This window comes from Pseudomonas sp. PS01297 (assembly GCF_029959305.1).
Lineage (GTDB): Bacteria > Pseudomonadota > Gammaproteobacteria > Pseudomonadales > Pseudomonadaceae > Aquipseudomonas > Aquipseudomonas helleri.
Window position 1 is genome coordinate 63,083 of record NZ_JASCPQ010000003.1, and the last position, 23,047, is coordinate 86,129.

Sequence of the window (23,047 nt, forward strand, 5' to 3'; positions counted from 1 at the left end):
CATGCACTCACTGAAACTCGCCACCCGCCGGTGGTGGTACATCATGCCGATCGTCTTCATCACCTATAGCCTGGCCTACCTGGACCGCGCCAACTATGGCTTTGCCGCCGCTTCGGGCATGGCCGCCGACCTCAACATCACCCCCGGCCTGTCGTCGTTGCTGGGAGCACTGTTCTTTCTGGGGTACTTCTTTTTCCAGGTCCCCGGAGCGGTCTACGCGCAACGCAACAGCGTCAAAAAGCTGATTTTTGTCAGCCTGATTCTCTGGGGCGGGCTCGCCACCTTGACCGGCGTGGTGTCCAACGCCTACAGCCTGATCGCCATCCGCTTCATGCTCGGCGTGGTTGAAGCCGCGGTAATGCCCGCCATGCTGGTGTATTTGTGTCACTGGTTTACCCGTGCCGAACGCTCGCGCGCCAATACCTTCCTGATCCTTGGCAACCCGGTAACCATGCTCTGGATGTCGGTGGTGTCGGGCTATCTGGTGGAGCATTACAGCTGGCGCTGGATGTTTATTGTTGAAGGCTTGCCTGCCGTGTTCTGGGCGTTTATCTGGTGGCGCCTGGCGGATGACCGCCCAAGCGATGCCAAATGGCTCAGCCAGCAAGAGAAGCAAGACCTGCAAAGCGCGCTGGATGCCGAGCAAGTGGGCATGACCCCGGTGAAGAACTACGCGGCGGCTTTCCGCTCGCCAAAAGTCATCCTGCTGGCCTTGCAGTTCTTTTGCTGGAGCATCGGCGTGTACGGCTTTGTGCTGTGGCTGCCGTCGATCCTTAAACAGGGCGCGCACATGGACATGATCGAAGCCGGCTGGCTCTCGGCCCTGCCCTATCTGGCAGCCGTGATCGGCATGCTCGCGGTGTCGTGGGGCTCGGACAAACTGCAAAAGCGTAAACGCTTTGTCTGGCCACCGCTGCTGATTGCCTCTATCGCCTTCTACGGTTCCTACGCATTGGGCGCCGAGCACTTTTGGTGGTCTTACACATTGCTGGTGATTGCTGGGGCCTGCATGTACGCGCCGTATGGCCCATTTTTCGCCATCATTCCGGAAATCCTCCCGGCTAACGTGGCAGGCGGCGCCATGGCATTGATCAACAGTATGGGCGCCTTGGGCTCATTTGGCGGCTCATATCTGGTGGGTTACCTGAACAGCGAAACCGGCTCGCCGGGCGCGTCGTACCTGCTGATGAGCGGCGCCCTGCTGATCTCGGTGCTGTTGACCTTGATGCTCACCCCAACGCACAAAGATCCGGTTGCCCCTAAACGCCGCGCCCCGCAGCGCTTGGCCCACTCTTGATTTGAATGTCGGTGAACCCCTTGAAAAAACACGTCGTGCTGTACAAAGAACTGTCTGAACCGCTGATGCAGCGCCTGCAAGCCGAAACAGACGTCACGCTGATCAAGCGCCTCGACGCCCAAGGGCTGGAGCAACTGCGCGCCGCTCTGCCCTACGCCCACGGCTTACTTGGCGCCAGCCTTAAACTCGATGCGCAATTGCTCGACCTGGCCCCCAAGCTTGAAGCCGTGGCCAGCGTGTCCGTGGGCGTTGATAACTACGATATTGACTACCTGACCCGGCGCAACATCATCCTCACCAATACCCCGGATGTCCTCACCGAGACGACGGCAGACACCGGTTTTGCGTTGATATTGGCCAGCGCCCGGCGCGTGGTGGAACTGGCAATTAAGGTGCGCAATGGCCAGTGGCTGAAGAACATCGGGCCCGAATCTTTTGGCACCGACGTGCATGGCAAAACCCTGGGCATTATCGGCATGGGCCGCATTGGTGAAGCTCTCGCCCAGCGCGGTCACTTTGGTTTCGGCATGCCGGTGATCTACCACAGCAATTCGCCAAAGCCTGCGGTTGAGGCGCGCTTCAATGCGCGCTACCGCAGCCTCAACGAGTTGCTGCAAGAAGCCGACTTTGTGTGCCTGACCTTGCCGCTGACGGCGCAAACCGAGGGTTTGATCGGTGCTGAACAGTTCGCCCTGATGCGCCCCGAGAGCATCTTTATCAATATCTCGCGGGGCAAAGTAGTGGATGAAGCGGCGCTGATTAAGGCCCTGCAACAGGGCCAGATCCGCGCCGCCGGGCTGGATGTGTTTGTACGCGAGCCGCTGGAAGTGGACTCGCCGTTGCTGCAACTGGACAACGTGGTGGCCACACCGCATATCGGCTCGGCTACCGTTGAAACCCGAGAAGCGATGGCACGCTGCGCCGTCGATAACCTGCTGGCCGCCCTGGCCGGCGAACGCCCTGCCAATCGGGTGAATTGAGCTGAAACTGTAGGAGCGAGCTCGCCTCGCGATCTTTTGATTTTTTGAAAAGATCGCGAGACAAGCTCGCTCCTACAGAGAGGGAGTTACTCGCCCGCCTTGATTTTGGTCCACACGCGGGTGCGGACCCGGTCAATTTTTAGCGGCATGGCTTCGAGTGCGAACAACTTGCCCATCATTTCTGGCGTCGGGTAAACCTTGGTGTCGGCCTTGATCTCAGGACTGACCAACGCGTCCGCCTGCTGGTTGCCGTTGGCGTAATGCACGTAGTTGCTGATGCCCGCCATCACATCCGGGCGCAGCAAGTAGTTCATAAAGCTGTACGCAGCTTTTTCGTCTGGCGCATCGGCGGGCATGGCAACCATGTCAAACCAGATCGCCGCCCCTTCCTTGGGAATCGAGTAACCAATCTCGATGCCATTTTTCGCTTCTTTAGCCCGGGTCTCCGCCTGCAAAATGTCCCCCGAGAAGCCTACCGCCACGCAGATATTGCCGTTGGCCAGGTCGCTGGTGTATTTCGAGGAATGGAAGTAACTGATGTAAGGCCGGACTTTCATCAGCAAATCTTCGGCTTTCTTGTAGTCATCCGGGTTTTTGCTGTGGGGTGGCAAGCCCAGATAATTCAGGGCAGCCGGGAGGATTTCCGGGCCATTGTCGAGAATCGCAACGCCGCACTTGCTGAGTTTGGCCATGTTCTCGGGCTTGAAGATCAAGTCCCAGGAATCGACCGGCGCGTTATCACCCAAGACCGCTTTGACCTTGGCCACGTTGTAGCCAATCCCGGTGCTGCCCCACAAGTAAGGGAAGCCATGCTCATTGCCCGGGTCGTTGACTTCCAGCGCCTTGAGCAGCACCGGGTTGAGGTTTTTCCAGTTGGGCAATTGGCTCTTGTCGAGCTTCTTCAACGCCCCGCCTTCAATCTGCCGGGCCATGAAGTGGTTGGACGGGAACACCACGTCATACCCGGAGTTGCCGGTCATCAACTTGCCGTCCAGCGTCTCGTTGCTGTCGAACAGGTCATAGGTAAAACCGATGCCGGTGTCGCGTTGAAAATTCTTCATCGTGTCTGGCGCAATGTAATCCGACCAGTTGTAGACCTTCACCGTCTCGGCGGCCTGACACAACGTACCAACCAGCATTAGGGGCAACAGGGTAGTCATACGCTTCATGATTCGATTCCTAGCATGTTTTGGGCAGCTTTTTTATAGGCAGGTATCGGCAGTGTTAAGCGATCAAAAGATCAATACATAGGTCTTGCGCACGGTTTCCTGGATGTCCCAGATACCGGTGCTGTTGGCAGGCAACATCAGTGCATCGCCCGCTTCTATAGTCAGGGGTTCACCGCCATCGGGGGTGAAAGTGCAGCGGCCTTGAATAAAGTGGCAAAACTCCTGCTGGACGATTTGCCGACGCCAGCGCCCCGGCGTGCACTCCCAGATTCCGGTTTCGACGCCATCGGTGCGCTCAACACAGGTGACCGAGGTAACCGACACTGGCGTTCCCAGCGGCACAGCCACCGGGAAGGACTCTTGCAGCACAGCATGGGCGGTGTTTTTAAAGTGCGTGATGCTCATAAAAAACTTCCTGATCAAGACAACAAGGGTTACTGCATGAAACCTTCCATAAAACCCGCCACACGGCTGGCAAATTGCCGACGCCACGGCGGGCTATTAAGATTCGCCAGGGTTTTGTCTTCGTACACAAAGCTGCGAATGATCGCGTTGTAACCCAACCAGCGGCACGGTTCGGGCTCCCAGGCCTTGAGCGCTTTCAACCCGCCTTCGGTTAACACCCAAGGCTGTTTAACCTCTGCCGTGTCCCGTTGCAGAATCAGGTCGGCCAAGGTTCGGCCGCCCAAATGACTGGCACCCACGCCTTCACCGCCGTAGCCCCCGGCCAGCGCAACGCCCTGCTGGCGGTCACAGAGCATGTGCGGCTGGAAGCGCCGCGACATCCCCAGGTTTCCGCCCCACGCATGGCTGATCTCGACGTTTTTCAATTGCGGGAACAGTTCACCGAACAGGTAGCGGCGCAGCTCTATTTCGCTGGCAGTCAGGTCGAAGTTTTCCCGCAGGCGCCCGCCAAACTGGTAGCCCCCGCGCGCGCCGAACACCAGACGGTTATCCGCCGTGCGCTGGCCGTAGGTCACTTGGCGGCTGCTCTCGCTAAAGGCTTGCCCGTGCGACAGGCCGATGCTGTCCCACAGTGCCTCGGACAACGGCTCGGTGGCGACAATCAAGCTTTGCACCGGCAACTGATAACGCCCCAGAGGCGCCAGGGTGTTGGCATAGCCTTCCACTGCGGGTACCACCCAGCGGCTGCGAACCTGCGCCTTGGCCGTGCGGGCCTTGCCGGGCTGCCAATCAGTCACCGGGCTTTGCTCAAATATCTGCACGCCCATGCGCTCGACAGCGCGGGCCAGCCCACGCACCAGCTTGGCCGGGTGAATGGTTGCCACGTGCGGTGTAAAGATACCGCCGTAGGGTTTGGCAACCCGGATCTGCTGCGCCAGCTCATTAGGGCTTAGCCAGCGGTAGTCGGCGTCACTCAAGCCTTGGGCATGCAATTTGCCCAAGTATCGGCGCATGCTGGCTTCTTGCTCCGGATAACGCGCCGCACAGTACAAGGCGCCGCCTTTGCGGTAGTCGCAGTCGATGCCCTCGCGATCAATCACGCTTTTGACTTCGTCCGGGATGCCGTGCAGCAAGTCGAATGATGCGCGTCGTTGTGCGGCCGAGAGCCCGGCAAGCAAGCGGTCTTCGCCCAGCAGGTTGCCCATCAGCCAGCCGCCATTGCGGCCCGACGCACCAAAACCTGCGGTCTGCGCCTCGACAATGGCGACGCTCAATTCGGGGGCATGGCGTTTAAGGTAGTACGCGGTCCACAACCCGGTGTAGCCAGCGCCAATGATCAGCACGTCGACCTCCAGGTCGTGCTCAAGCGAGGGCCGAGGCGTCAGGGTTTCCTCAAGCTGGTCCATCCATAAACTGATCGCGCGCCATGCAGGCATTACCGACTCCACCTTGGGTTCAAGAATGGGTCGATCCTAGCGTCAGTGCTCAGCCAGCGTCTTGCGTGCGTGCCCGCAAAGAAATTTGCTTGGCGTAGGCCTTGGGTGACTGGCCGGTGTGCTGGCGAAAACAGGTGTAAAAGGCCGATATCGAGTTGAACCCCGCCGAAAACGCCACCTCATCTACCTTGACCGGTGCCACCGCCGCATCCATCGCCGCCAGCACATGCCGCAACCGCGCTTGATTCACATAGCGATAAAAGCTTTGGCCCAGCACCTTGTTCAGCAAATACGACATCTGGTTGCGCGTGTAGCCGCAGGCCTTGGCCACCTGTTGCAGGTCCAGTTCGGGGTCGAGATAGGGCTGCTGACGTTCGAAGTAGGTTTGCAGGTCTTGCGCCATAAAGCTCAATTGCCGGGCTGAGAGCCCGAGGCGACTGACCGCCGGGCGCAGCGGCGGTTGTTGTGCGGTGTCATGGGCAGCCTCATGCACCAGCGAGGCGTATTCATTGACGCGCCAGATCAGGCCGTCGCGCACGGTAATGGCTTCACTGGCGCGAAACGACACCAGCCCCTGACTGCCGCGCAAGGTCATGCGGTATTGAATGAACGCGGTATTGCCGTCCAGACGAATCCGGTCGCTGTGTTCCAGCGCCTCATCTGCCGCCCTGGGCATGGACTTTTGCACGTACTCGCGCAATTCAGAGAGGACCATGACGCGGTTCTGGAAGAAGTCGTGGTAGCGCACGTCAGGATGATAAAGCGCCATCACTCCGTCCAGATCGCGGTACTTCCAGCACAGGTGGTAGCGCATGACCGTTTCGCCAGTCGCTTGGGTCTGTTCAGGGCCGTCGTCGGGGAGTGACATAGAACGCTCAACTGGCAAAAAACACAGAATGCCGAGTTTACCCACACGCTTCAATAACAGCTGGACGGAGCCAAATTTGCCGCAGCGCATGACACACATCAAAACTGGCGCCATAAAACCGACGAAATGCAAAAAAAGGCTTATCGCCATCACTGATGAGTGCTAGGTTAAACACGAAAGACTCGCAAACACTCAAGGAGAGGTTAGCGCCTCGCCATCACGTCAGAGCAAAAGGAATCGCTCTTAATGAAAACTGTCAGCTCCATCGATAAATTCAGCTTCCCCAACGCCTGCCAACTCATGCGCTGGCACTTTCACCCCATTGGCTTCGAGGCGACCATGGACGCGCCCAAGAGCATGGTTGCCCGGTTGTTTGACCGCGCCACCGGAGAAACCATGATTGCCATTGCCGGCATCCCCTGCGCCACCAGCATGAGCACCGGGGAAGTGGCACGCATCATCCAGGCCGTAGAAGACGAACTCGAAAGCTTCGTCCCCCCTTTGGCGTGGCAGGCGTAAAACGCCCCTGTAGGAGCGAGCTTGCCTCGCGATCTTTTAAAGATCAAAAGATCGCGAGACAAGCTCGCTCCTACACAGGGACCTTTGAAGCGCGTAGGTCCTCAAAAAACGCCTTGCCCTTGGGTATCCGGTCCGAGGCCTTGGGCATGTTCGGCCCTTGGGCGTCCTGGCTTTCCAGGTACCAATAGCAATGCGTCACTGCCCGGGTAATGCCGACATAGGCCAGTCGCAGGATTTCGTCCTTCTGCGCCGCATCGTAAGGGTCCGGCTCGCCGTCCTTGCCCAGGCCCGCCATGCGATAGACCTGATTTTTATACGGTGACGAGGTCAGATGCTGGCAATCGCCCAGCAGGAAAACAGCGTCGGCCTGCAGGCCTTTGGAGCTGTGATACGTCAACTGTTTGAGCCGACGATCTTCAGGCGCCAACCTCGAATCCACATTAACTACGGACTGTATATCCTTTTCAATCAACAGCTTATCGCTGCTTTTTCGATACAACATTAAGATCCGATCGCCCGCGTTGTAGTGTTCGATCAATCGGGCCGCCAAATCCTGGTCGTCCCGATTGAGGACATTCACCGGCACGGGCTGCTTGGGCTCGCCGCTGGCCTTGGCGCGTTTACCGGCAATCGACGGCGCCGCCCGCACGATGTGTTCAGCCGCGTCGATGATGTGCTGATGGCTGCGGAAGTTATCGCTGAGCATCACGCGCGTGGTCGCGGGCGACGGGAATTCTTTATTGAACTCCATAAAGTACTTGGGCGAACTGCCCCGCCAGCCATAGATCGATTGCCAGTCATCGCCTACGCACAGCAGCGAGGAACGCTGGGCGCCCCGCCCGACGTGCATGGCAGGGCCACGGCTACGGATTTCACGCAAGCTGGCGCGCAGCCACGAGACGATCTGCGGTGATACGTCCTGGAACTCATCGATCATCAAATGCGACAACGGCCGCAGTTGCTCGTGGCTCAGCAGCTTGAAGTTCTGCGGCGTGTTCTCACCAAACAACGAGAACATGCGGTTGTAGGTCATCACCGGCGGCGTTTGCGCCAACAGGTGGTCTTCCAGCGCCCGCCAGTAAAGGCTCAAGGCCTCAAAGAAGAAACGGTCCGGGTCATCCTTGGCAAAGCGCATCTCGCCCACCGCCGCTGCCACGTCGAGCCCCAGGTTCTCGATAAAACTGGCGGCCGCAACAAAACAGTCGAGCAACGGTGCTGAAGTCAGTTCGCCCTTGAGCTTGTAATCAAAACCAGGCCCGGCACTGGCATCCCCTGCCAGCGAAGCAATGACTCGCTTGGCATCTGCATAACTTTCCAACCAAATCAGCGGCTTACTGCAAAAAGCTCGAAACAGTGTGCGCTTGACTGCCCATTCTGCGCGAACCGTCAGTTTGGCCCCGGGGCGAGAGATTTGCGGGTTTTCACGCGGATCAAAGCCCAGCACGACCCAGGCATCCAATTGCGGGATATACCCGTGGCAATGGAACTGCGAGCCGTTGATCTCCAGAGTTTCCCGGTTCGGCTCGATCCCTTTGATCGGCCAGGCCCCGGCGGCAAACCACAAGTCTTCGAGGGTGTCGCACAGTTCTTCATCACGCTTGGCTGCCAGTTCGGTGACCGCCATGCGTTTTTGCACATCCGGGTGATCACGCTCCAGCTCCTTGAGCTGCAAGGCATGCCGACACAACGGCGCCAGTGTTTCGCGAAAACGCTCATCGCGGGTGTACAGCCCGTGGTAACAGGCATTGAGCTGCTGGCGCTGAGCGTCGTTGATGCGCAGGTCAAACGGGTTGCTGTCGGCGTCGTCTTCACTCAGCAGGCTGCGCGAGTTCAGGGTTTCGAAGGCTTGCAACTGACCATAGCCGGGCAAGCTGCGCACCATCGGCAAGATCCGCGAGTGAAAGGTCCGCACCACATCGCGGGCTTCTTTAAGGCTAAGGGTGCGGCCCCACAAAGCGAAAATCTCTTGCAGCTTGCTGATGAAGTCTTTGCGCGACTCACGGGTGAAGGTCACCACGGTCATGGACTCAAGTTCAAAGCCCAGGTAGTGGGTCAATAACAGGATGCGCAGCACCAGCGACGTCGACTTGCCCGCGCCGGCGCCAGCAACCACGGAGGTCGACGGGGTGTCACTGAAGATCATCTTCCACTGCGCCGCGCTGGGCTGTGCGTGCGCGGGCAACAACGCCGCAACATCGGCCTTGATCTGCTTTTTCAGCTCAGGGCTCAAGGGCAGGCGCCAATCGTCGAACAAATTGTCATCAATCCCCGGCGCACGCAGTACCTGCGGGCGCGTGTCGCTGATAAACAGCACTTGCCGCCCTTCTTCCAGCCCTTCGGTGTGCCCTTCCTTGAAGCCGTAATCGAAGCCTGAAGTGTGCCCGCTGCGAAATCCGTCAGCCTGCCCTTGTAACCACGACGCTGCATGCTGGGCACGCAAACGGCTTAATCCGTTGCCAAACAGGCGAGCAGCCAGGCGTTTTAGCCAGGGTAGCTGGGCTTGGGGGACAAGTTGCTCGGGCACTTCGGGGGTCTGTTGCGTCACGCTGACTCCATGGGGTGAGGCTGTCTGGGCACAAAGGCTATGGTCGCCGCATTACGCGCAGATTTCTAGCTAATTGCTTGAGCATCAGCTGCTTAGGGGTTGTTGTGCAGGTAAACCCCACTAGGCAGACAACCTGAAACATCAAATTAGCTGATAGCTTTTAAGCATTTTTTGCGCTTTTTATCGATATGTTCATGCAGGAGAATCAGCTCCATCATCAATCGGGTAACCATTTACACCCTTCCGGCGACCTGAACAGGAGAAGAATCATGCTTGAACTCAGACCCTACAACACCCTGGGCGGCGCACACCACGGTTGGCTGGATGCCCATCACCATTTTTCGTTCGCCAGTTATCACGACCCAAAACGGATGAACTGGGGCAACCTGCGCGTCTGGAACGACGACATCATCGCCCCCGGCACCGGCTTCCCGCAGCACCCGCACCGCGACATGGAGATCATCACCTACGTGCGTGAAGGTGCGATCAGCCATGAAGACAACCTGGGCAACAAAGGCCGCACCGAAGCCGGTGACGTGCAAGTCATGAGCGCTGGCACCGGCATTGCCCACAGCGAGTACAACCTGGAATCGACGCCGACCAAGATCTTCCAGATCTGGATCATTCCTGATCAAGCCGGCCAGGCACCATCATGGGGCGCCAAACCGTTCCCGAAGGGTCTGCATGAAGGCTTTGTGACATTGGCCAGCGGCAAACAGGGCGACCACGAAAGCCTGAGCATCCGCGCAGACGCCCGTGTGGTAGCCGCCAACCTCAAGGCCGGAGAAAGCGCCGAATACCGCCTGGACAGCGGCCGCCGTGCTTACTTGGTGCCGGCGACCGGCGTGATTGAAGTCAATGGCCTGCGAGCGCAAGCCCGTGATGGCGTGGCCATTGTCGACGAAAGCATGTTGCGGGTGACGGCGATAGAAGACAGCGAAATCGTGCTGGTGGATGTCGCCTGATATCACCGACTCACATTTGCCTCGCGATCTTTTCGAAGATCAAAAGATCGCGAGGCAAGCTCGCTCCTACAGGGCGATAGAGGGGTCAGGACGTTGCAAGCGCCTCGGCATTAGCCTTGCGCCGCTGGATGACATACCCCAACACCGCCAGCGGTGCCGTCGCCAGCATCACTTCGACGGTGATTTGCAGCGGCTGACTGATGTAGGTCGACACCAGCAAGCTGCTCAGAAAACACAAGCCAAGCTGTAAGGTGTTTTGCAGCCCGGCCGCTTTGCCCGAGTTCCCGGCAAAGGGCATCAGCGCATTGGCCACCACAATCGGATAGCTCGCCCCGTTAACCAGCGCCATCAGGCAAAACGGTATCAGCAAGGTCGCCAGCGTCGGCTCGGTTTGCGTCGCCACCCAATACAACCCCACCATGCTCGCGCAGTACGCCACCAGTAGCCACGGTAACAACGTGCGGCCCTTGATGCGCTGCAAGGCACTGCGGCAGCCATAACCACCGGCCATAAATGCCAGCGTCGGCAAGGCGTAGCTCAAGCCGATATCACTCGGGCTATATCCCATGTCTCCCAGAATGAACGGCGACGCGGTCAGCCAGGCAAAGAAACTCGCCGAGCACGCCGCAAACATCATCACGTTGCCGCTAAAACTCGCCGAGCACAGTAACTTCCAGTAGCTGACCTGAGTTGCTTGCGGGGTACTGACCACGCTGCGGGTTTTTTCTTGGAGCAGCAACGTCGGCACGATCAGCAGCAACGCCAACCCCAGCAACACCGCAAAAATCGCCTGCCAGCCTAAATGGTTGAGCACCACGGCGCCCAACAGCGGGGCCAATGCAGGTGACAAGCCCATCAGCGGCATGATCCCGGCAAACACCCGGTTGGCTTTGTCAGACGGATAGCGATCGATCACCAGCGCTTGCCAGGTCACCGCCGCCGCGCAAATGCCGATGGCCTGAATAAACCGCAGGGTCAGCAACAGCGCGGCATTGTCGACAAACAACATCCCCACGCAGCCCAGGGCAAACATGGTCAGGCCCGCCAAAAGCACCGGCTTGCGTCCCAGGCGGTCCGACAGCGGGCCCCAGAGCAATTGCCCAAAAGCGAAACCGGCCAGAAAGATACTCAGGCTCGCGCCCACAGCCCCGGCCGACAGGCCCAGTTCGCTGCGCAATGTACCGAAAGCGGGCAGGTACATATCCATCGCCAGATAGCCGAGCATACTCAGCCCGGCGAGATAACAGGTAAAACCAAAAGAATTCTTCATGTGCACCCAAAACTTGCCATCAAACAATTTGTTGACTGACGCGCATTATCCGGCTGAGGATTGCCTTGTGAAGCGAGAATTATTGCCTGATGGCATCAAATATTTCGAAGGCAAGCTATGTGGTCTGAATACTCTCTGGATGTCATTGACGCAGTCGCCCGCCACGGGAGCTTCAGTGGCGCCGCACAAGAGCTGCATCGGGTGCCCTCCGCCGTCAGTTACACCGTACGCCAGCTGGAGCAATGGCTCGCTGTGCCGTTGTTTGTCCGTCGTCATCGGGATGTAGAGCTGACACCCGCCGGGCGCGTGTTCGTCAAAGAAGCCCGCGATGTGATGAAAAAAATGCTCGGCACCCGGCGTCTGTGCCAGCAGGTGGCCAATGGCTGGAGCGGCCAGTTGCGGGTCGGCGTGGACGCCATCGTCAAACAACCCCGCTGCCAGCAAATGCTGCTGGATTTCTACCGACACTTTCCCGACGTGGAATTGCTCGTGCATTACGAGGTGTACAACGGCGTGTGGGATGCCCTGGTCGACGGGCGTACGGATATCGTCATCGGCGCGACCCGGGCAATCCCCGTCACGGCCAGCTTTGCCTTTCGCGATATGGGTTCGCTGCACTGGCTGTGTGTAGCCAGCCCGGCACATCCTTTGACGTCACTTCAGGGCCCGTTGAATGACGAGCAACTGCGTCCCTTCCCGTCATTGTGCATGGACGACACCTCGCGCAGCCTGCCCAAGCGCGATACCTGGACACTGGATAACCAGCGACGAATGATGGTGCCCGACTGGGCCACGGGTCTGGCGTGCCTGTGTGATGGATTGTGCGTTGGCATGGTGCCTGCGCACCTGGCGCAGCCCTTGATTGCGCACAGTCGTCTGGTCGCCCTGCCGTTGCAACGGCCCTTCCCCTCCAGCCCTTCGTGCATCGCCTGGAACCAGACACATCAGTCTCCCGCGATGAACTGGCTGCTGGAGTATTTGGGCGATACGCCGACCTTGAACCTTGAATGGCTCAACGAACAGGACGTGGGGGAGCAGGATTTTGAGGCGCAAACAGAGAGGTCATAAAGGTTAGCGTTTTGACGACATGGTTTTCACACCACTTTCACATCGTCAGGGCTAATTTGAACCTACTCCTTTAGTGAATCCCGTTCAGCCCGCTCCCCCCAGCGGGCTTTTTTTTGCGCGCGAAAAACGCTTTTAATCTTCCAGTGCCTTAACGGGTTTGGCAGGTTTTACGGGCTTTGCAGGCTTGGTGCCTTTACCCGGTTTTTCTGGGGGGACAGCCTCTGGCGGCGCCTGGGTTTCTTTCTCGCTGGCCGGCAAAGCATCGATGGTGGCGAACAATTTAGGCAGGTCGGCATCGCCCTCGCCTTCAAATTTCCTCTCACCGTCCTTGCCGATCAGAATCACCTTGGCCTTATCAATGATCATCCCGGGCTTAAGCCCGCGTATCAGGGACATCGTGGACTGCGTTTCTAGGTCTTTGCCATCGCGCTTACCGGCAATACCGACAACCTCATAAAGCACCAGACTGCGGTCCTTGAAGCCCTGCTGAATCGCCGGGTCTTCCAGTTCCTTCTTGAGTGCGGTCAGTGTCGGGTCAGCCGGTGTACGGGCAACAATGATTAACGGGCGGGACTTGCCGCGATCCTGTTCAAGTGGGCTGGGAACCTCAATGGCCTGGACCGTGCTGGTGGCCAGCACACTGGCGAGGATCAATAAACGGATAAACATCCAGATCTCCTTTTCTTATCGGACCGGGTCCGCGAATGTACCGCCAAGGCCCTGAAACCCTCGGCGCTGAGCCTGTTGTAGGAAGCATAGGCGCAACCGGGCTTTTGGACTTTGCCTTTCACGTTTAGTTATTGCAACCACGCCTAAATATCTTGAAATACCTGTGTCATCAGTTGGTTTTAGCCGCAGAGCGACGCTTGGCCCGGTAATGGCGAATCAGGCCAATACCCACCATCACTCCGATGACACACAGCGCAATCGGCAAACGGTATGGCTTAAGGTCGCCAAAAACGCCTTGCAGAAACTCCCCGGCCCAATACCCCGCATTGACGAACAGCGTTGCCCACACCACTGCGCCCAACAGGTTGATAAAGGTGAATTTCAACGGCGACACCTTGCTCGCACCGATTACCATCGGCCCGACCAGGCGCATGCCGTAGAGAAAACGCACGGAAAAAATCGACACCGTCGGGTACTGGTTGATTAGCTGCGATACCCGATCGATGGCGGCTTTCTGCTTGTGCAACCGGGGCAGCAATCGCTCGCCAAAATAGCGCCCGACCCAGAACAACAACTGATCGCCGAGCATCCCGGCCACGCTGGCATAACCGATCACCGGCAACAGTTTGAGCACATGTTGGTGCGCTGCCATCCCTCCTAAAATCAGGATGGTCTCACCTTCAAGCAGGCAACCAATAAAGATGGCCAGATAGCCATAAGTGGCCAGCAAGTGGTTTAGATCGATGTGTTCAAACATGTGCGCTCTGGCGCTCCATTCCAATAAAAAGTGTTACTGCTTCCTGCAAGAGACGCTCTGTTCAGTGCGTGTGCCGGTGATGAATATCCGGAAAATGCGGGTGACTGTGCTGAATCGGTGCATGTTGATGCGTATGACTGTGGGCGATGCCCGCAGGTTCATCCCCATCATGTTCATGCTGATGGTGCTCGTCATGGGTGTGCCGGTGCGTATGCTCCAGCGGTTGATGCTGATGCAGGTGAGCATGGGATTCGGTCAGGTGCAGCCACACCCCGAACAGCATAAAAGCCGCAGCCAGCCAAAACAGCAGCGAAACCGACTCGCCCAACACCAGAATTGAAATGGCCGCGCCCAAAAAAGGCGCCGTCGAAAAATAAGCCCCGGTGCGTGCCGCACCCAGGCCACGCAGTGCCAGCACAAACAGCACCAGACTCACGCCATAGCCTAAAAAACCAATCAGCAGGGTTGGCGTCAACACCTGCACCGGCACCCATTGCGCGCCCAATGTGAACGCGACCGTGCAATTCACCAAACCTGCGAACAAGCCTTTGGAACCGGCGATATACAACGAATCAGAAGCCGATACTTTGCGCGTGAGGTTGTTGTCCACCGCCCAGCATAAACAAGCGAACGCCACAGCAATGGGCCCCAGCCACGACTGCGAAACATCCGGGGTGTGCCCGGCTGGCCAGGACAACACAAGGCCGCCGGCGATAATCGCCAACATGCCCAGAACAATTCGGCGGTCAGCATTTTCCTTGAACACTACCCACGCCAACAGCGCAGTCAGCACCGGTTCGAGGTTGAGCATCAGCGAAGCGGTGGCGCCACTGGTGCGGGTCAAGCCAAACATCAGGGCAACCGGCCCCAACACCCCCCCGAACAGAATCGCTCCGACCAGCCACGGCCATTCGCCAGCAGGTAGCCCCGAAGGTTTCCAGCCACGATCGCGTAGACAACGCACCAGCACCAGGCCCACTCCGCTGCCTAAATACAACAAACCGGCCAACAGCACAGGCGGCACCTCAGCCCCTAACACCTTGGCCAGCGGCGTGCTGGCGCCGAACAGTGCGGCCGCAGCCAATGCATAAATCACGCTGGTATTCATGATGCCAACCCGTTCAGGACCTGAGTGCATCCTAGCCTAGCCATGCTGCCCTGAACGACAGCTAACACTGGTTATGACTTATGGCAGGATCACTGACAAAATCCAAGGTGCTCCCGCTTTACAAAATGACTACATAGCCGGGTGCGCGCTCACAAAAACAGGAATTGTCTGAATGACGCCCGAGCCTTGTCTATTTACATTAAAAATAGACAAGGAGAGTTTGGTCATGAATACCCTGAACGTTGTAATTTTTTGTGCAAGCCCTGTAAAAACCAAAGCCCTGACTGGTTTACTGAAGGCGATCGGCATCATTAATATTCATGCACCCGAGAACGATAGTGAACCGACTTCATTCACACCTCCGTTTGTCGAACTGGACGTCGTTATCTGCGATTCATTTAATTCACTTAAAGAACTCAGCTACTTGAGGGATCTGTGCGAATACTTTTCATTTTTTTCAGTCATGGAATCAGAAAAACTTGAAAAACCAATGAAGTGGGGCGCAAGCAACCTGGTGACACACTATAAAAAACATCATTTGGGGCGCTACGAAGACGACATCAGCAAAGTCAAAATACACAGCCTGCTGAAAAAAGCACTTACGTTAAAAGACATCGCTAAAAACAACGTATTCAAATCAGGTGTCGAGCAAGAAACACTGAAACAGATACTTCATAAGGACATGGACTTTCAGCCCCCTTTTCAGGACGTACAGGCCGACCGTGTAACCGCCTACTTCCAGCCTCAATACTGCGCATTGACTAAAACGATTACCGGCATCGAAGTTATCGCGCACTGGAGCCATCCGGCTTATGACAGGCTAAGTACCAACCATTTCAAGCACGACACTCCTGAACACATCGTTCACTGGGCATTGTTCTCCTGCGCGTTGTCCAATGCCATTCAACTGCACCGCCACACCCTGAATATCGACCCCACTATTCTTTATACGTACATCATTGATGCTTCCTTGTTAAAATCCAGGCATTTCGCCAGCAACGTATTGGAAGCATTGAAAATATTCGACATTCCACTGCACACAACCGCACTGGAAATTTCGGGCAAAGTCGATACCCCCATGAGTCTCGAATACATCGATAACATCACAACACTCATGAACTGCCAAGTTGGATTATCACTGGGAAATTTCGGCGCCAGTGACTCACCTTTCGACATCCTCGCCGACATGCCCTTCACACAAATAAAGCTCAACACAAACTTTGCTTTAAAAAACAGCTCCATCAAAAAGAATCAAATCATCAGCTCTATTGTCACCATGGCGAAATCACTCCATTTAAAAGTCATCGCCAACGAAGTTGAGACAGAAAAACAGTTTGCGCAGCTTCAACATTTAGGCGTTGATGCAGCACAGGGTAATTTCTTCCATCCTCCTATGACAGGCGAGCAACTGCTCACCCTTTTACTGGACAACACTACAACCTACTAACAAAACGGGCCTGTTCCTGCTTCATTGAGCGCGCAATGAAACAGAACCAGGCCCAGCCTTGCGTGGCAAACCGCTTAGTCTTCTGGATTATTCTCGGCCAGGGTTTTATTCAAATACTCCTTGATGGTCGCCTCAGGCGCACCCAGGAGCTGTGTATTGAACGACTGACCATCAGCCGATCGTGTGGCCAACAAACCCCATGCTTTTTTCTTGTCGGGGCTGAAAATAACAATCAGCTGATTATCCGCACAGTCATGGGGCTTGCACATTTGGCCCAGGGTGTATTTCTGCCCATCGATGACCACTTCTTGCAGCGGCGTCGAAGTGCCTTGGCCGGTGCGCACCCATTCAGGGAACGCCAGCATGTCCTGGTAGGCCTGTTTGTACGGGCTCTTGCCCGTCACATCAAACAAGTATTGTGACGTCTGTGCATTGGCAACACCTGACAGTAAAGAGGCCCCCACAAAAGCCAACGTAATAGCTGTTTTCACTGATTTACTCCTTTTCGACACACTCAACACTGTTCAATCCAGTAATTGATAACTAAAGGTGTGACATTGATTGAACTTGCACTGAACCCCAACCGAGACAAAATTGACCACCCCGATTGCAATCACATAAAAACTGAGCGCCCACGCAATAGTCTTCAGGCCCGGATAAAGCCCAATGCGTTTATCGGCGACCTGCTTATTGGCGCCCCAGATGATCAGTTGCAAAGCGATCGCGGTAATCAGACAGAGCGCAATAATCACTGACCAGACCGGCATATGCAGGCCAAACACCGCACTGCCCACGTAGGCATGCCCTGGGCGCGGGTAGATATCCAGCAAGGTTTGCCGAACCGAGATAATCAGCAGCAACACCGAAAACGCCAGGCAAATGCCGGTATTGAACCAGGAGTACCCATGCCGCAATTGCTGCATGATCCCGAAACATACACCCAGCATGGCCGCGCGCTGCAACAGGCACAGCGGGCAAGGCAACTCACCGTCGACATATTGCAGGGTCATGGCAGTGGTCAATATCCCCGCAAGCACCGCCATCATCCCCAGCAAATAGACATAGAGCAGCGGCGACGCGTACTCACCCCACCCCGCCGCTACTTTATTAGAAAAACGATTCATGGCATCCGGCGCTCCATCGCTGGTTTTCGAGAAAACTTGATTACGCACGTGTACTGGCCGGGAACTCATTACCCGCGTTATTCACCTGAATCCAAGGCATTCTGTAACCGTATTCCGGGCTATATATTTCCCAGAGAAATAGCTTGATGGCCAAAGCAAAAAACACAAACAGCAGTATCAGCGCCCACTTCCTGCGACCAAACCACCCCACAACCAGCACCAATGCAAGTACGGCAAAAACGACAAACATCATGGTGGCATCAACTCCCTTTGATTAACCTTGCACTGCATTAGCGCTTACCGAAGAGGCGACTCGCTTTGAATGGCGAAACTGAAGAACGCCAAGGAAATCAGGGTAGACCAGCACTTTTTAAAAGCAAGATGCCCTAGTGCTCACGCTCTACCCTTCATCGAACCTGGAGAACCATCCGCTTCAAGGTTAGTCCTCGATGCCGCTGGTATTCGCCGTCAGGCCATATTTTTTGTGAGGGGGATGCTGGCTGTGCCTGGCCCATAAACCTCGACTGCCAATGCGCTTTTAAACAAACCCGCAGCAATCGCCAGCCCGAGCAGCCACTCGGTCCTACACACAATCGCGATAAATCCGACCAAACCTTTCCGCTAATTCCCTAGCTCTCTGATTTTTCGACGATTTTAATCGAGGGGATTTCAAAAAAACTTACTTAAAAAGCACTAACCAACTTGCCTCAACGTCGCAGGGTCTATATATTCCTCCACCTGTCACGCAGGCTACTGAGTACTTTGAACGTCAAAGCACCTCCTGCATGACCCGCTTTACAGCGCTACCGCCCGAATGGCGAAATTGGTAGACGCATGGGACTTAAAATCCCCCGTTCGAAAGGACGTGCCGGTTCGATTCCGGCTTCGGGCACCAAACAAATCAAGGGCTTGCACGCTTTCGGCGTGCAGGCCCTTTGTTTTTTGTTCCGCAATTCTGAGAGCTGTTCCGCAATTCCTGATAGTACAAATTTTTATCAGGCCGGTAAGTCGGAAAAACCAATTGCAGAAAGCACTCAAGCCACGCAGCAACCTATGACCGAAAAGAAAGCGCCATAGATAAGTCCGGCCAAGCGCCGGGCTTCTTGTATCTGGCTTAGCGTTTCTCTGCCTGCTCATACACTGAGCCGCGCTCTCGCTTGCCAATGGCCAGCACCAGGATGACAATCCGCTCATCCTCGACGCGATAAACCAATCGGTACCCTGCCCCGCGCAATTTGATCTTGTAGCAGTCCTTTAAGCCATGAAGCGCATCGCCAGGCACTCGCGGGCGGCCTTGGCGCTCTTCAAGCTTTCGCAAAAACTGAAGACGTACAGCACCGTCCAGCTTGCGTAATTCCTTCAGCGCCTTTGGGTCCCATTCGACGGTGTACTCAACGGCCATTTGCGATATCGGCCTCAGCCTCGCCAATCAGATCGTCGAGCGATACACGGACAGGCTCCTCGCCCGCCTCAATACGAGCTTTGGCTACTTGCGCTAGCTCAAGGTCGTCCAGTCGCTCAATCATGGCCTCATAGACTTCGGCTGGAACCATGTAACCCATAACGCGGTTATGGTTCAGGACAGCCACAGTGGCGCCGCCTGCCCCGCTCAGCACCGCCGAAGGGTTCTTCTTGAGCTCGGACACGCTCACAGCCACGTCAGCGAAAACGTTTTGCATAGATTATGCCTCCTGAAAAGGTCTTTATTTTGGTCTTTATGCTTAGTTGTGGCAAGCGAATGGCGCTACCTTCTCTCAACTCTCAACGCCAAAGGTGGCCGAACGCCACAAATGGTAAAGTGCCCACTCAACTAAGGAGGGAATGCGAATTGCGCACATATGGATACTTTCTGGTTTTTTGGGCCGTCTTCATGCTTCAAGGCTGCACAGAGAAAGAACTCACTCAGGAACAAAAGGCTTACGTCTCACAATTGGAGAGCGAGCTATCAAAGACGAAGCAAGAAATTGATTCAGCGAATCAGTCGTCAGCCAACTATAGCGGGGGGCTGATAAAGGATCTAATTACTACTCGAGTTGAGGTTCTTAAAACTAATCAAGCACTGTTAGAGCAACGAATATTGGCTGTCCAATCAAAAAGTAGCGTAACCGTAGCTACAGTTGCCTCTAACGCGGATGAGGAACTCGCCAGCAAACTAGCTGCCGAAATAGCACAAACCAAGGTGGATATCGCTTCTGCAAAGGCTGAAGCCGCGCAATACAGTGGAGGACTTATTCTGGCACTGAAGCTTTCAACTATTGCGACTAGTGAGCAAACCCTTAAATCTGTATTTGCTCGATAAGGCTCCGAAGCCGAACGATGCTTTTGAGCAATACGGTTTGGTTATCTCGCCCACGGTCGGGCTTTGCGTGATTAGAGCAATTGGGAAATCTATACAAACGAATGACTTCGGGCATCAGTTACAATCAAGCTACGATTCTATGAGAGATGCCCTGACCGCAATCTACGGAAAGCCAAAAATCTATGACTTCTTGATGCCTGGAAGCATTTGAAAGGACTCAAATGACTGGATGACCAGCCTTTACAAGCAGGATCGAACGTTGGCGGCTGAATGGAAAGGGCCTGGAATTAAGAATGACATCAGCAGCATTGCGATTGATGCCAGAGCAGCTTCCAGAGACAAAGGCTACTTCGTAGTGCAGTACGATTTCAACAATAAACCTGAATGCACAGCTGAACTAAAAAAACAAAAGAATGATTCTTTGTAAGTCTTAGCTAGAAAAAAGAGCCCGCCGTCGAGCGGGCTTTTTTGTGTTATTTAAAAAGGTGCAGAGTCTGCATCGGCCTCAAATTCGTCTGCTTCGCTCTGACAATATTCATCAGCAACCATTTCCCATTTAAAAGTGATCGTGCCGTCATAAGTGATGATCATACTGACCACCTCAAGCATCCCTCGCGAAATTTCACGCAGCGATGGCTTCGTTAGCCTCGTTCATGCACTGTTCAGGGCGTAAGTTTTGGTCGTTCCCCCTAAAAACCAGGCGGAATATAACCGGGAACGTAAGGAATATTTTGGCACTTGCCATGCAGTATTTTTCCGTCCTGAATTTTAAACAGCACTATTTTCTTGGCCTGATTGACCGTCGCTTCCAGTTTGCAGTCCGATCCATGGCCCACTTGCTCATAGTATTCCGTATGAGTCATACCACCAGCGCCATGAGTCATAGACGTACCGGCCGCTTCGGTAGTCGTCCACTGAGAGGTTTTGTACCACGTCATCACAACGAGTTTCTCTCCAGCAGAATCTTGCGTTGCTTTCATCGTATCGGGCCTGCCGAACAAATTCAGTGCCTCCTGGGCATCGCGACCTTCCCAGCGATTCTGAGCAATCACCGAACAGCCGCTGGTCACCATAAAAGCGGGCACTAGCATTATCAACAAAACCGTTTTAAGCCATTTATAAACTTTCATTTCATCTCACCAGGATCGTACGGCTTATCATTACCCAACATCTGTTCCAACTCTTCCATCGGCGTTTTCGGCGGTGCTTGTAACTCCGCGATAGTTTCCAGCAGCTTTTTATGAGTAAACTTCCCCAACGACAACATGCCATTGAAGACTCGATCCCGCGGATTACACACAAATCCAAACGTGTATAACAGTGCATTATCGTCCAGTGTGAGCCACTCATTGGACACGTCCAGATCTCGACGTACGTTACTGGCTCGATCAGTCGATGTGCCTTTAACAAAACGAGCCCTGTGTTTGGCGCATTGAACTTCAACTGTATAGACGTCCACCAGCGGTTTTGATGGATCAGCGAAGATCTGGCGAACCTCGACAAACTGTGTACCGCCCTTTTTAACGGGTGGTGTCATGGAAGTGAGGTCGGCGACAAACATAATGTTGTTTTTCCCCGTACCGACGCTGTAAACAAGCCACCAGTCGTCAACAGGGTCTTTACTGTCAGCCAGTGCCGAATTAAACCCCGTCAATAACGACGCCAACACTATTAGCACACCACCCAACCTGAATATCCCTGACATACACTTACCGAACCTTCCAAAATAATGAGCAGACGTTAAATATTTTTTTTTTAATCAAAGCACGGAATATTTCGAACATTACCAATACAAGAAAAACGATAACATCAAAACACTCTTCTTCAATTAGCACACCTGTACTAATCCACCCCTGTGGTTAGAGAGTGATTCGCCATTATCGTCAGACTGACCAATACTCAGTGCACTCGGTCAATGAAGGGCGGCACATGGACATCACCATTCATCGAAAGAAGGGTTTTCTAAACAATGCTTTTGGCCGGAGCGCGCCACTTGCCGTCTTTTTTGAGAGCGCGTGTATAGGTCGGTTGGCAACTGGCGAGACCTTGTCCTTGAGCCTTCCAGACGTAAGCGGAACATTACAGGTCGGTCTTCTCGACACCAGGAATTCGCCCTACATCGGGAGTGCGCATCAATCACTCGTATCGATCAGTAATCCGCTTGCTATCTCACCCAGCTCAGCGGTTCAGGCGTTTTCAGTGAGGACCCGGGTATGGGTTACTTTTGATGTGATTGATTTGGCGTATTGGGGCCCACTTCGACGCTGGATATTTGCGCTCGAGCGCCGTGCTGAGGGGTGAGTCAAGCTACGGCTGACGAAACGCAATGCGATATAGGAACTGCCGAAGGCTACAACTGTTGATTTTGAACGTCAAGAGATCGCAGCCTTCGACAGCTCCTACAAGATCTCTGCATGACGCACCCTCGACTGTTCACACGCTTCTCTCAGACGCTGCATCGCATCCGGGGCCATGGGGGCGGTCATCATCGATCGGTAGGTCATGCACGCTTGGGTGTCGTTAAGTTCGGACTGTTTTGGCTGATTCGCCGAGCATCCGGCCAGGAGGATCAGCGCCGCCAGGCCTATGAATTTTTTCATTCTCTCCCTCCTTGTCAACGTTGGCTGTAAAACTGTCACCAGACGAAGCTCCTTGGACACGCTGCCTCACGGATAGTTGAGCGTAAATTTAGGTGTCTGCGAGGGTCTGCCTGAGGAAACCCAAAGCATCTTTGAAGATCTGATGCCAGCTGTCTGACGGCTCACTCATCAACGGGTGCCAAAAAAACCGGAATTCATGCCCTCCGTCATCGTCAGCAAAATGCGCCCACGTCTCGGGAAGCTCCTGGTCAACATGACATTCATGAAACGCCCAGATGTGCCCCGTTAACGTCGATCGCCACTCGCCCAAAGCGTGTTTTGCAGTGGCGGTTATCCCCGCTTCTTCGAACAATTCTCGTACGGCTGCCACGTCGGTCGGCTCTCCCGGCTCAACGCTGCCTTTGACCAGTTGCAAGCCTGCCGAAGGGTGTTCAAACGCAAGGATTTCCAGCGTTTGACCCCGTCGTAACACCACAGGGCACGCTTTGTCCGCTGTCATGCAATGACTCCTTTATTGTTGA

At 55.2% G+C, this 23,047-nt stretch carries 26 protein-coding genes and 1 tRNA gene; 9 read left to right on the plus strand and 18 right to left on the minus strand.

What is annotated here, in order from left to right:
• Window position 1 precedes the first annotated feature (1 nt).
• The gene (locus QMX84_RS02160; RefSeq protein ID WP_262125713.1) at window positions 2–1,297 is read left to right on the plus strand and encodes an MFS transporter; all 1,296 of its coding nucleotides are present in this window, start codon (window positions 2–4) and stop codon (window positions 1,295–1,297) included.
• Window positions 1,298–1,302: 5 nt separating this feature from the next.
• Window positions 1,303–2,277, plus strand: coding sequence for a D-glycerate dehydrogenase (locus tag QMX84_RS02165; RefSeq protein ID WP_282362987.1), 975 nt, complete (start codon window positions 1,303–1,305; stop codon window positions 2,275–2,277).
• Window positions 2,278–2,363: 86 nt separating this feature from the next.
• Here the strand turns inward: QMX84_RS02165 and QMX84_RS02170 are convergent, their stop codons facing one another.
• From QMX84_RS02170 to QMX84_RS02185, 4 genes are read right to left on the minus strand one after another with little or no spacing between them, the layout of a single operon-like run.
• Window positions 2,364–3,449, minus strand: coding sequence for a polyamine ABC transporter substrate-binding protein (locus QMX84_RS02170; protein ID WP_174479332.1), 1,086 nt, complete (start codon window positions 3,447–3,449; stop codon window positions 2,364–2,366).
• Window positions 3,450–3,509: 60 nt separating this feature from the next.
• A complete protein-coding gene (locus QMX84_RS02175) occupies window positions 3,510–3,851 on the minus strand; it encodes a cupin domain-containing protein (protein WP_048370089.1) in 342 nt (113 codons plus the stop codon).
• A gap of 29 nt (window positions 3,852–3,880) precedes the next feature.
• Window positions 3,881–5,287, minus strand: a complete 1,407-nt coding sequence (locus tag QMX84_RS02180; protein WP_282362988.1) for an FAD-binding oxidoreductase — start codon at window positions 5,285–5,287, stop codon at window positions 3,881–3,883.
• Window positions 5,288–5,336: 49 nt separating this feature from the next.
• The gene (locus QMX84_RS02185; RefSeq protein WP_282362989.1) at window positions 5,337–6,155 is read right to left on the minus strand and encodes a helix-turn-helix domain-containing protein; all 819 of its coding nucleotides are present in this window, start codon (window positions 6,153–6,155) and stop codon (window positions 5,337–5,339) included.
• A 246-nt stretch (window positions 6,156–6,401) separates the two neighbouring features.
• Between QMX84_RS02185 and QMX84_RS02190 the strand changes: the two genes are divergently transcribed.
• Window positions 6,402–6,674, plus strand: a complete 273-nt coding sequence (locus QMX84_RS02190) for a DUF1652 domain-containing protein (RefSeq protein ID WP_153333092.1) — start codon at window positions 6,402–6,404, stop codon at window positions 6,672–6,674.
• A gap of 70 nt (window positions 6,675–6,744) precedes the next feature.
• On the opposite strand, the gene QMX84_RS02195 is transcribed toward QMX84_RS02190, so the two are convergent.
• Entirely contained in the window at window positions 6,745–9,219 is a 2,475-nt protein-coding gene (locus QMX84_RS02195; RefSeq protein WP_282362990.1) for a UvrD-helicase domain-containing protein, read from the minus strand.
• A gap of 269 nt (window positions 9,220–9,488) precedes the next feature.
• Between QMX84_RS02195 and QMX84_RS02200 the strand changes: the two genes are divergently transcribed.
• Window positions 9,489–10,184, plus strand: a complete 696-nt coding sequence (locus QMX84_RS02200) for a pirin family protein (RefSeq protein WP_282362991.1) — start codon at window positions 9,489–9,491, stop codon at window positions 10,182–10,184.
• An 85-nt stretch (window positions 10,185–10,269) separates the two neighbouring features.
• Here the strand turns inward: QMX84_RS02200 and punC are convergent, their stop codons facing one another.
• Window positions 10,270–11,454, minus strand: coding sequence for a purine nucleoside transporter PunC (gene punC, locus QMX84_RS02205; RefSeq protein ID WP_282362992.1), 1,185 nt, complete (start codon window positions 11,452–11,454; stop codon window positions 10,270–10,272).
• Window positions 11,455–11,571: 117 nt separating this feature from the next.
• Between punC and punR the strand changes: the two genes are divergently transcribed.
• Window positions 11,572–12,522 carry a DNA-binding transcriptional activator PunR gene (punR, locus tag QMX84_RS02210; RefSeq protein WP_282362993.1) on the plus strand — a complete coding sequence of 317 codons (951 nt, stop codon included), beginning with the start codon at window positions 11,572–11,574 and terminating at the stop codon, window positions 12,520–12,522.
• A 132-nt stretch (window positions 12,523–12,654) separates the two neighbouring features.
• On the opposite strand, the gene QMX84_RS02215 is transcribed toward punR, so the two are convergent.
• The 3 genes from QMX84_RS02215 to QMX84_RS02225 form a co-directional block, all read right to left on the minus strand.
• A complete protein-coding gene (locus QMX84_RS02215; RefSeq protein WP_282362994.1) occupies window positions 12,655–13,191 on the minus strand; it encodes a DUF4174 domain-containing protein in 537 nt (178 codons plus the stop codon).
• A gap of 169 nt (window positions 13,192–13,360) precedes the next feature.
• A complete protein-coding gene (locus QMX84_RS02220) occupies window positions 13,361–13,948 on the minus strand; it encodes a DedA family protein (RefSeq protein WP_048370076.1) in 588 nt (195 codons plus the stop codon).
• 61 nt (window positions 13,949–14,009) lie between these two features.
• Window positions 14,010–15,056 (minus strand): DMT family transporter, encoded by a 1,047-nt coding sequence (locus QMX84_RS02225; protein ID WP_153433052.1) that lies wholly within the window; start codon window positions 15,054–15,056, stop codon window positions 14,010–14,012.
• 226 nt (window positions 15,057–15,282) lie between these two features.
• Between QMX84_RS02225 and QMX84_RS02230 the strand changes: the two genes are divergently transcribed.
• Window positions 15,283–16,503 carry an EAL domain-containing protein gene (locus tag QMX84_RS02230; protein ID WP_282362995.1) on the plus strand — a complete coding sequence of 407 codons (1,221 nt, stop codon included), beginning with the start codon at window positions 15,283–15,285 and terminating at the stop codon, window positions 16,501–16,503.
• A gap of 74 nt (window positions 16,504–16,577) precedes the next feature.
• Here the strand turns inward: QMX84_RS02230 and QMX84_RS02235 are convergent, their stop codons facing one another.
• From QMX84_RS02235 to QMX84_RS02245, 3 genes are read right to left on the minus strand one after another with little or no spacing between them, the layout of a single operon-like run.
• Window positions 16,578–16,994, minus strand: a complete 417-nt coding sequence (locus QMX84_RS02235; protein ID WP_282362996.1) for an Ivy family c-type lysozyme inhibitor — start codon at window positions 16,992–16,994, stop codon at window positions 16,578–16,580.
• A gap of 33 nt (window positions 16,995–17,027) precedes the next feature.
• On the minus strand, window positions 17,028–17,627 hold the full coding sequence (locus QMX84_RS02240) for a disulfide bond formation protein B (protein ID WP_282362997.1): 600 nt from the start codon (window positions 17,625–17,627) through the stop codon (window positions 17,028–17,030).
• Window positions 17,628–17,667: 40 nt separating this feature from the next.
• Window positions 17,668–17,880, minus strand: coding sequence for a hypothetical protein (locus QMX84_RS02245; protein WP_282362998.1), 213 nt, complete (start codon window positions 17,878–17,880; stop codon window positions 17,668–17,670).
• A gap of 555 nt (window positions 17,881–18,435) precedes the next feature.
• Between QMX84_RS02245 and QMX84_RS02250 the strand changes: the two genes are divergently transcribed.
• Window positions 18,436–18,522, plus strand: a tRNA-Leu gene (locus QMX84_RS02250).
• A 219-nt stretch (window positions 18,523–18,741) separates the two neighbouring features.
• On the opposite strand, the gene QMX84_RS02255 is transcribed toward QMX84_RS02250, so the two are convergent.
• Complete coding sequence (locus QMX84_RS02255; protein ID WP_153333109.1) at window positions 18,742–19,029, minus strand: type II toxin-antitoxin system RelE/ParE family toxin; 288 nt, start codon at window positions 19,027–19,029, stop codon at window positions 18,742–18,744.
• On the minus strand, window positions 19,019–19,306 hold the full coding sequence (locus QMX84_RS02260; RefSeq protein ID WP_123748888.1) for a type II toxin-antitoxin system Phd/YefM family antitoxin: 288 nt from the start codon (window positions 19,304–19,306) through the stop codon (window positions 19,019–19,021). Before QMX84_RS02260 ends, QMX84_RS02255 begins: the two co-directional genes overlap by 11 nt.
• A 149-nt stretch (window positions 19,307–19,455) precedes the next feature.
• On the opposite strand from QMX84_RS02260, the gene QMX84_RS02265 reads away from it, so the two are divergent.
• Window positions 19,456–19,926 carry a hypothetical protein gene (locus QMX84_RS02265; protein WP_282362999.1) on the plus strand — a complete coding sequence of 157 codons (471 nt, stop codon included), beginning with the start codon at window positions 19,456–19,458 and terminating at the stop codon, window positions 19,924–19,926.
• A gap of 229 nt (window positions 19,927–20,155) precedes the next feature.
• Window positions 20,156–20,353: a hypothetical protein gene (locus tag QMX84_RS02270; protein WP_282363000.1), complete on the plus strand. Its 198-nt coding sequence runs from the start codon at window positions 20,156–20,158 to the stop codon at window positions 20,351–20,353.
• A gap of 262 nt (window positions 20,354–20,615) precedes the next feature.
• Here QMX84_RS02270 and QMX84_RS02275 read toward each other — a convergent pair whose 3' ends face one another.
• The 4 genes from QMX84_RS02275 to QMX84_RS02290 all read right to left on the minus strand — a co-directional run bounded on the left by QMX84_RS02275 (window position 20,616) and on the right by QMX84_RS02290 (window position 23,025).
• Window positions 20,616–21,056 carry a hypothetical protein gene (locus QMX84_RS02275; RefSeq protein ID WP_262123131.1) on the minus strand — a complete coding sequence of 147 codons (441 nt, stop codon included), beginning with the start codon at window positions 21,054–21,056 and terminating at the stop codon, window positions 20,616–20,618.
• Window positions 21,053–21,595, minus strand: coding sequence for a hypothetical protein (locus QMX84_RS02280; protein ID WP_282363001.1), 543 nt, complete (start codon window positions 21,593–21,595; stop codon window positions 21,053–21,055). Before QMX84_RS02280 ends, QMX84_RS02275 begins: the two co-directional genes overlap by 4 nt.
• Window positions 21,596–22,325: 730 nt before the next feature.
• Complete coding sequence (locus QMX84_RS02285; protein ID WP_282363002.1) at window positions 22,326–22,526, minus strand: hypothetical protein; 201 nt, start codon at window positions 22,524–22,526, stop codon at window positions 22,326–22,328.
• A gap of 88 nt (window positions 22,527–22,614) precedes the next feature.
• On the minus strand, window positions 22,615–23,025 hold the full coding sequence (locus tag QMX84_RS02290; protein WP_282363003.1) for an NUDIX domain-containing protein: 411 nt from the start codon (window positions 23,023–23,025) through the stop codon (window positions 22,615–22,617).
• Window positions 23,026–23,047: the final 22 nt, after the last annotated feature.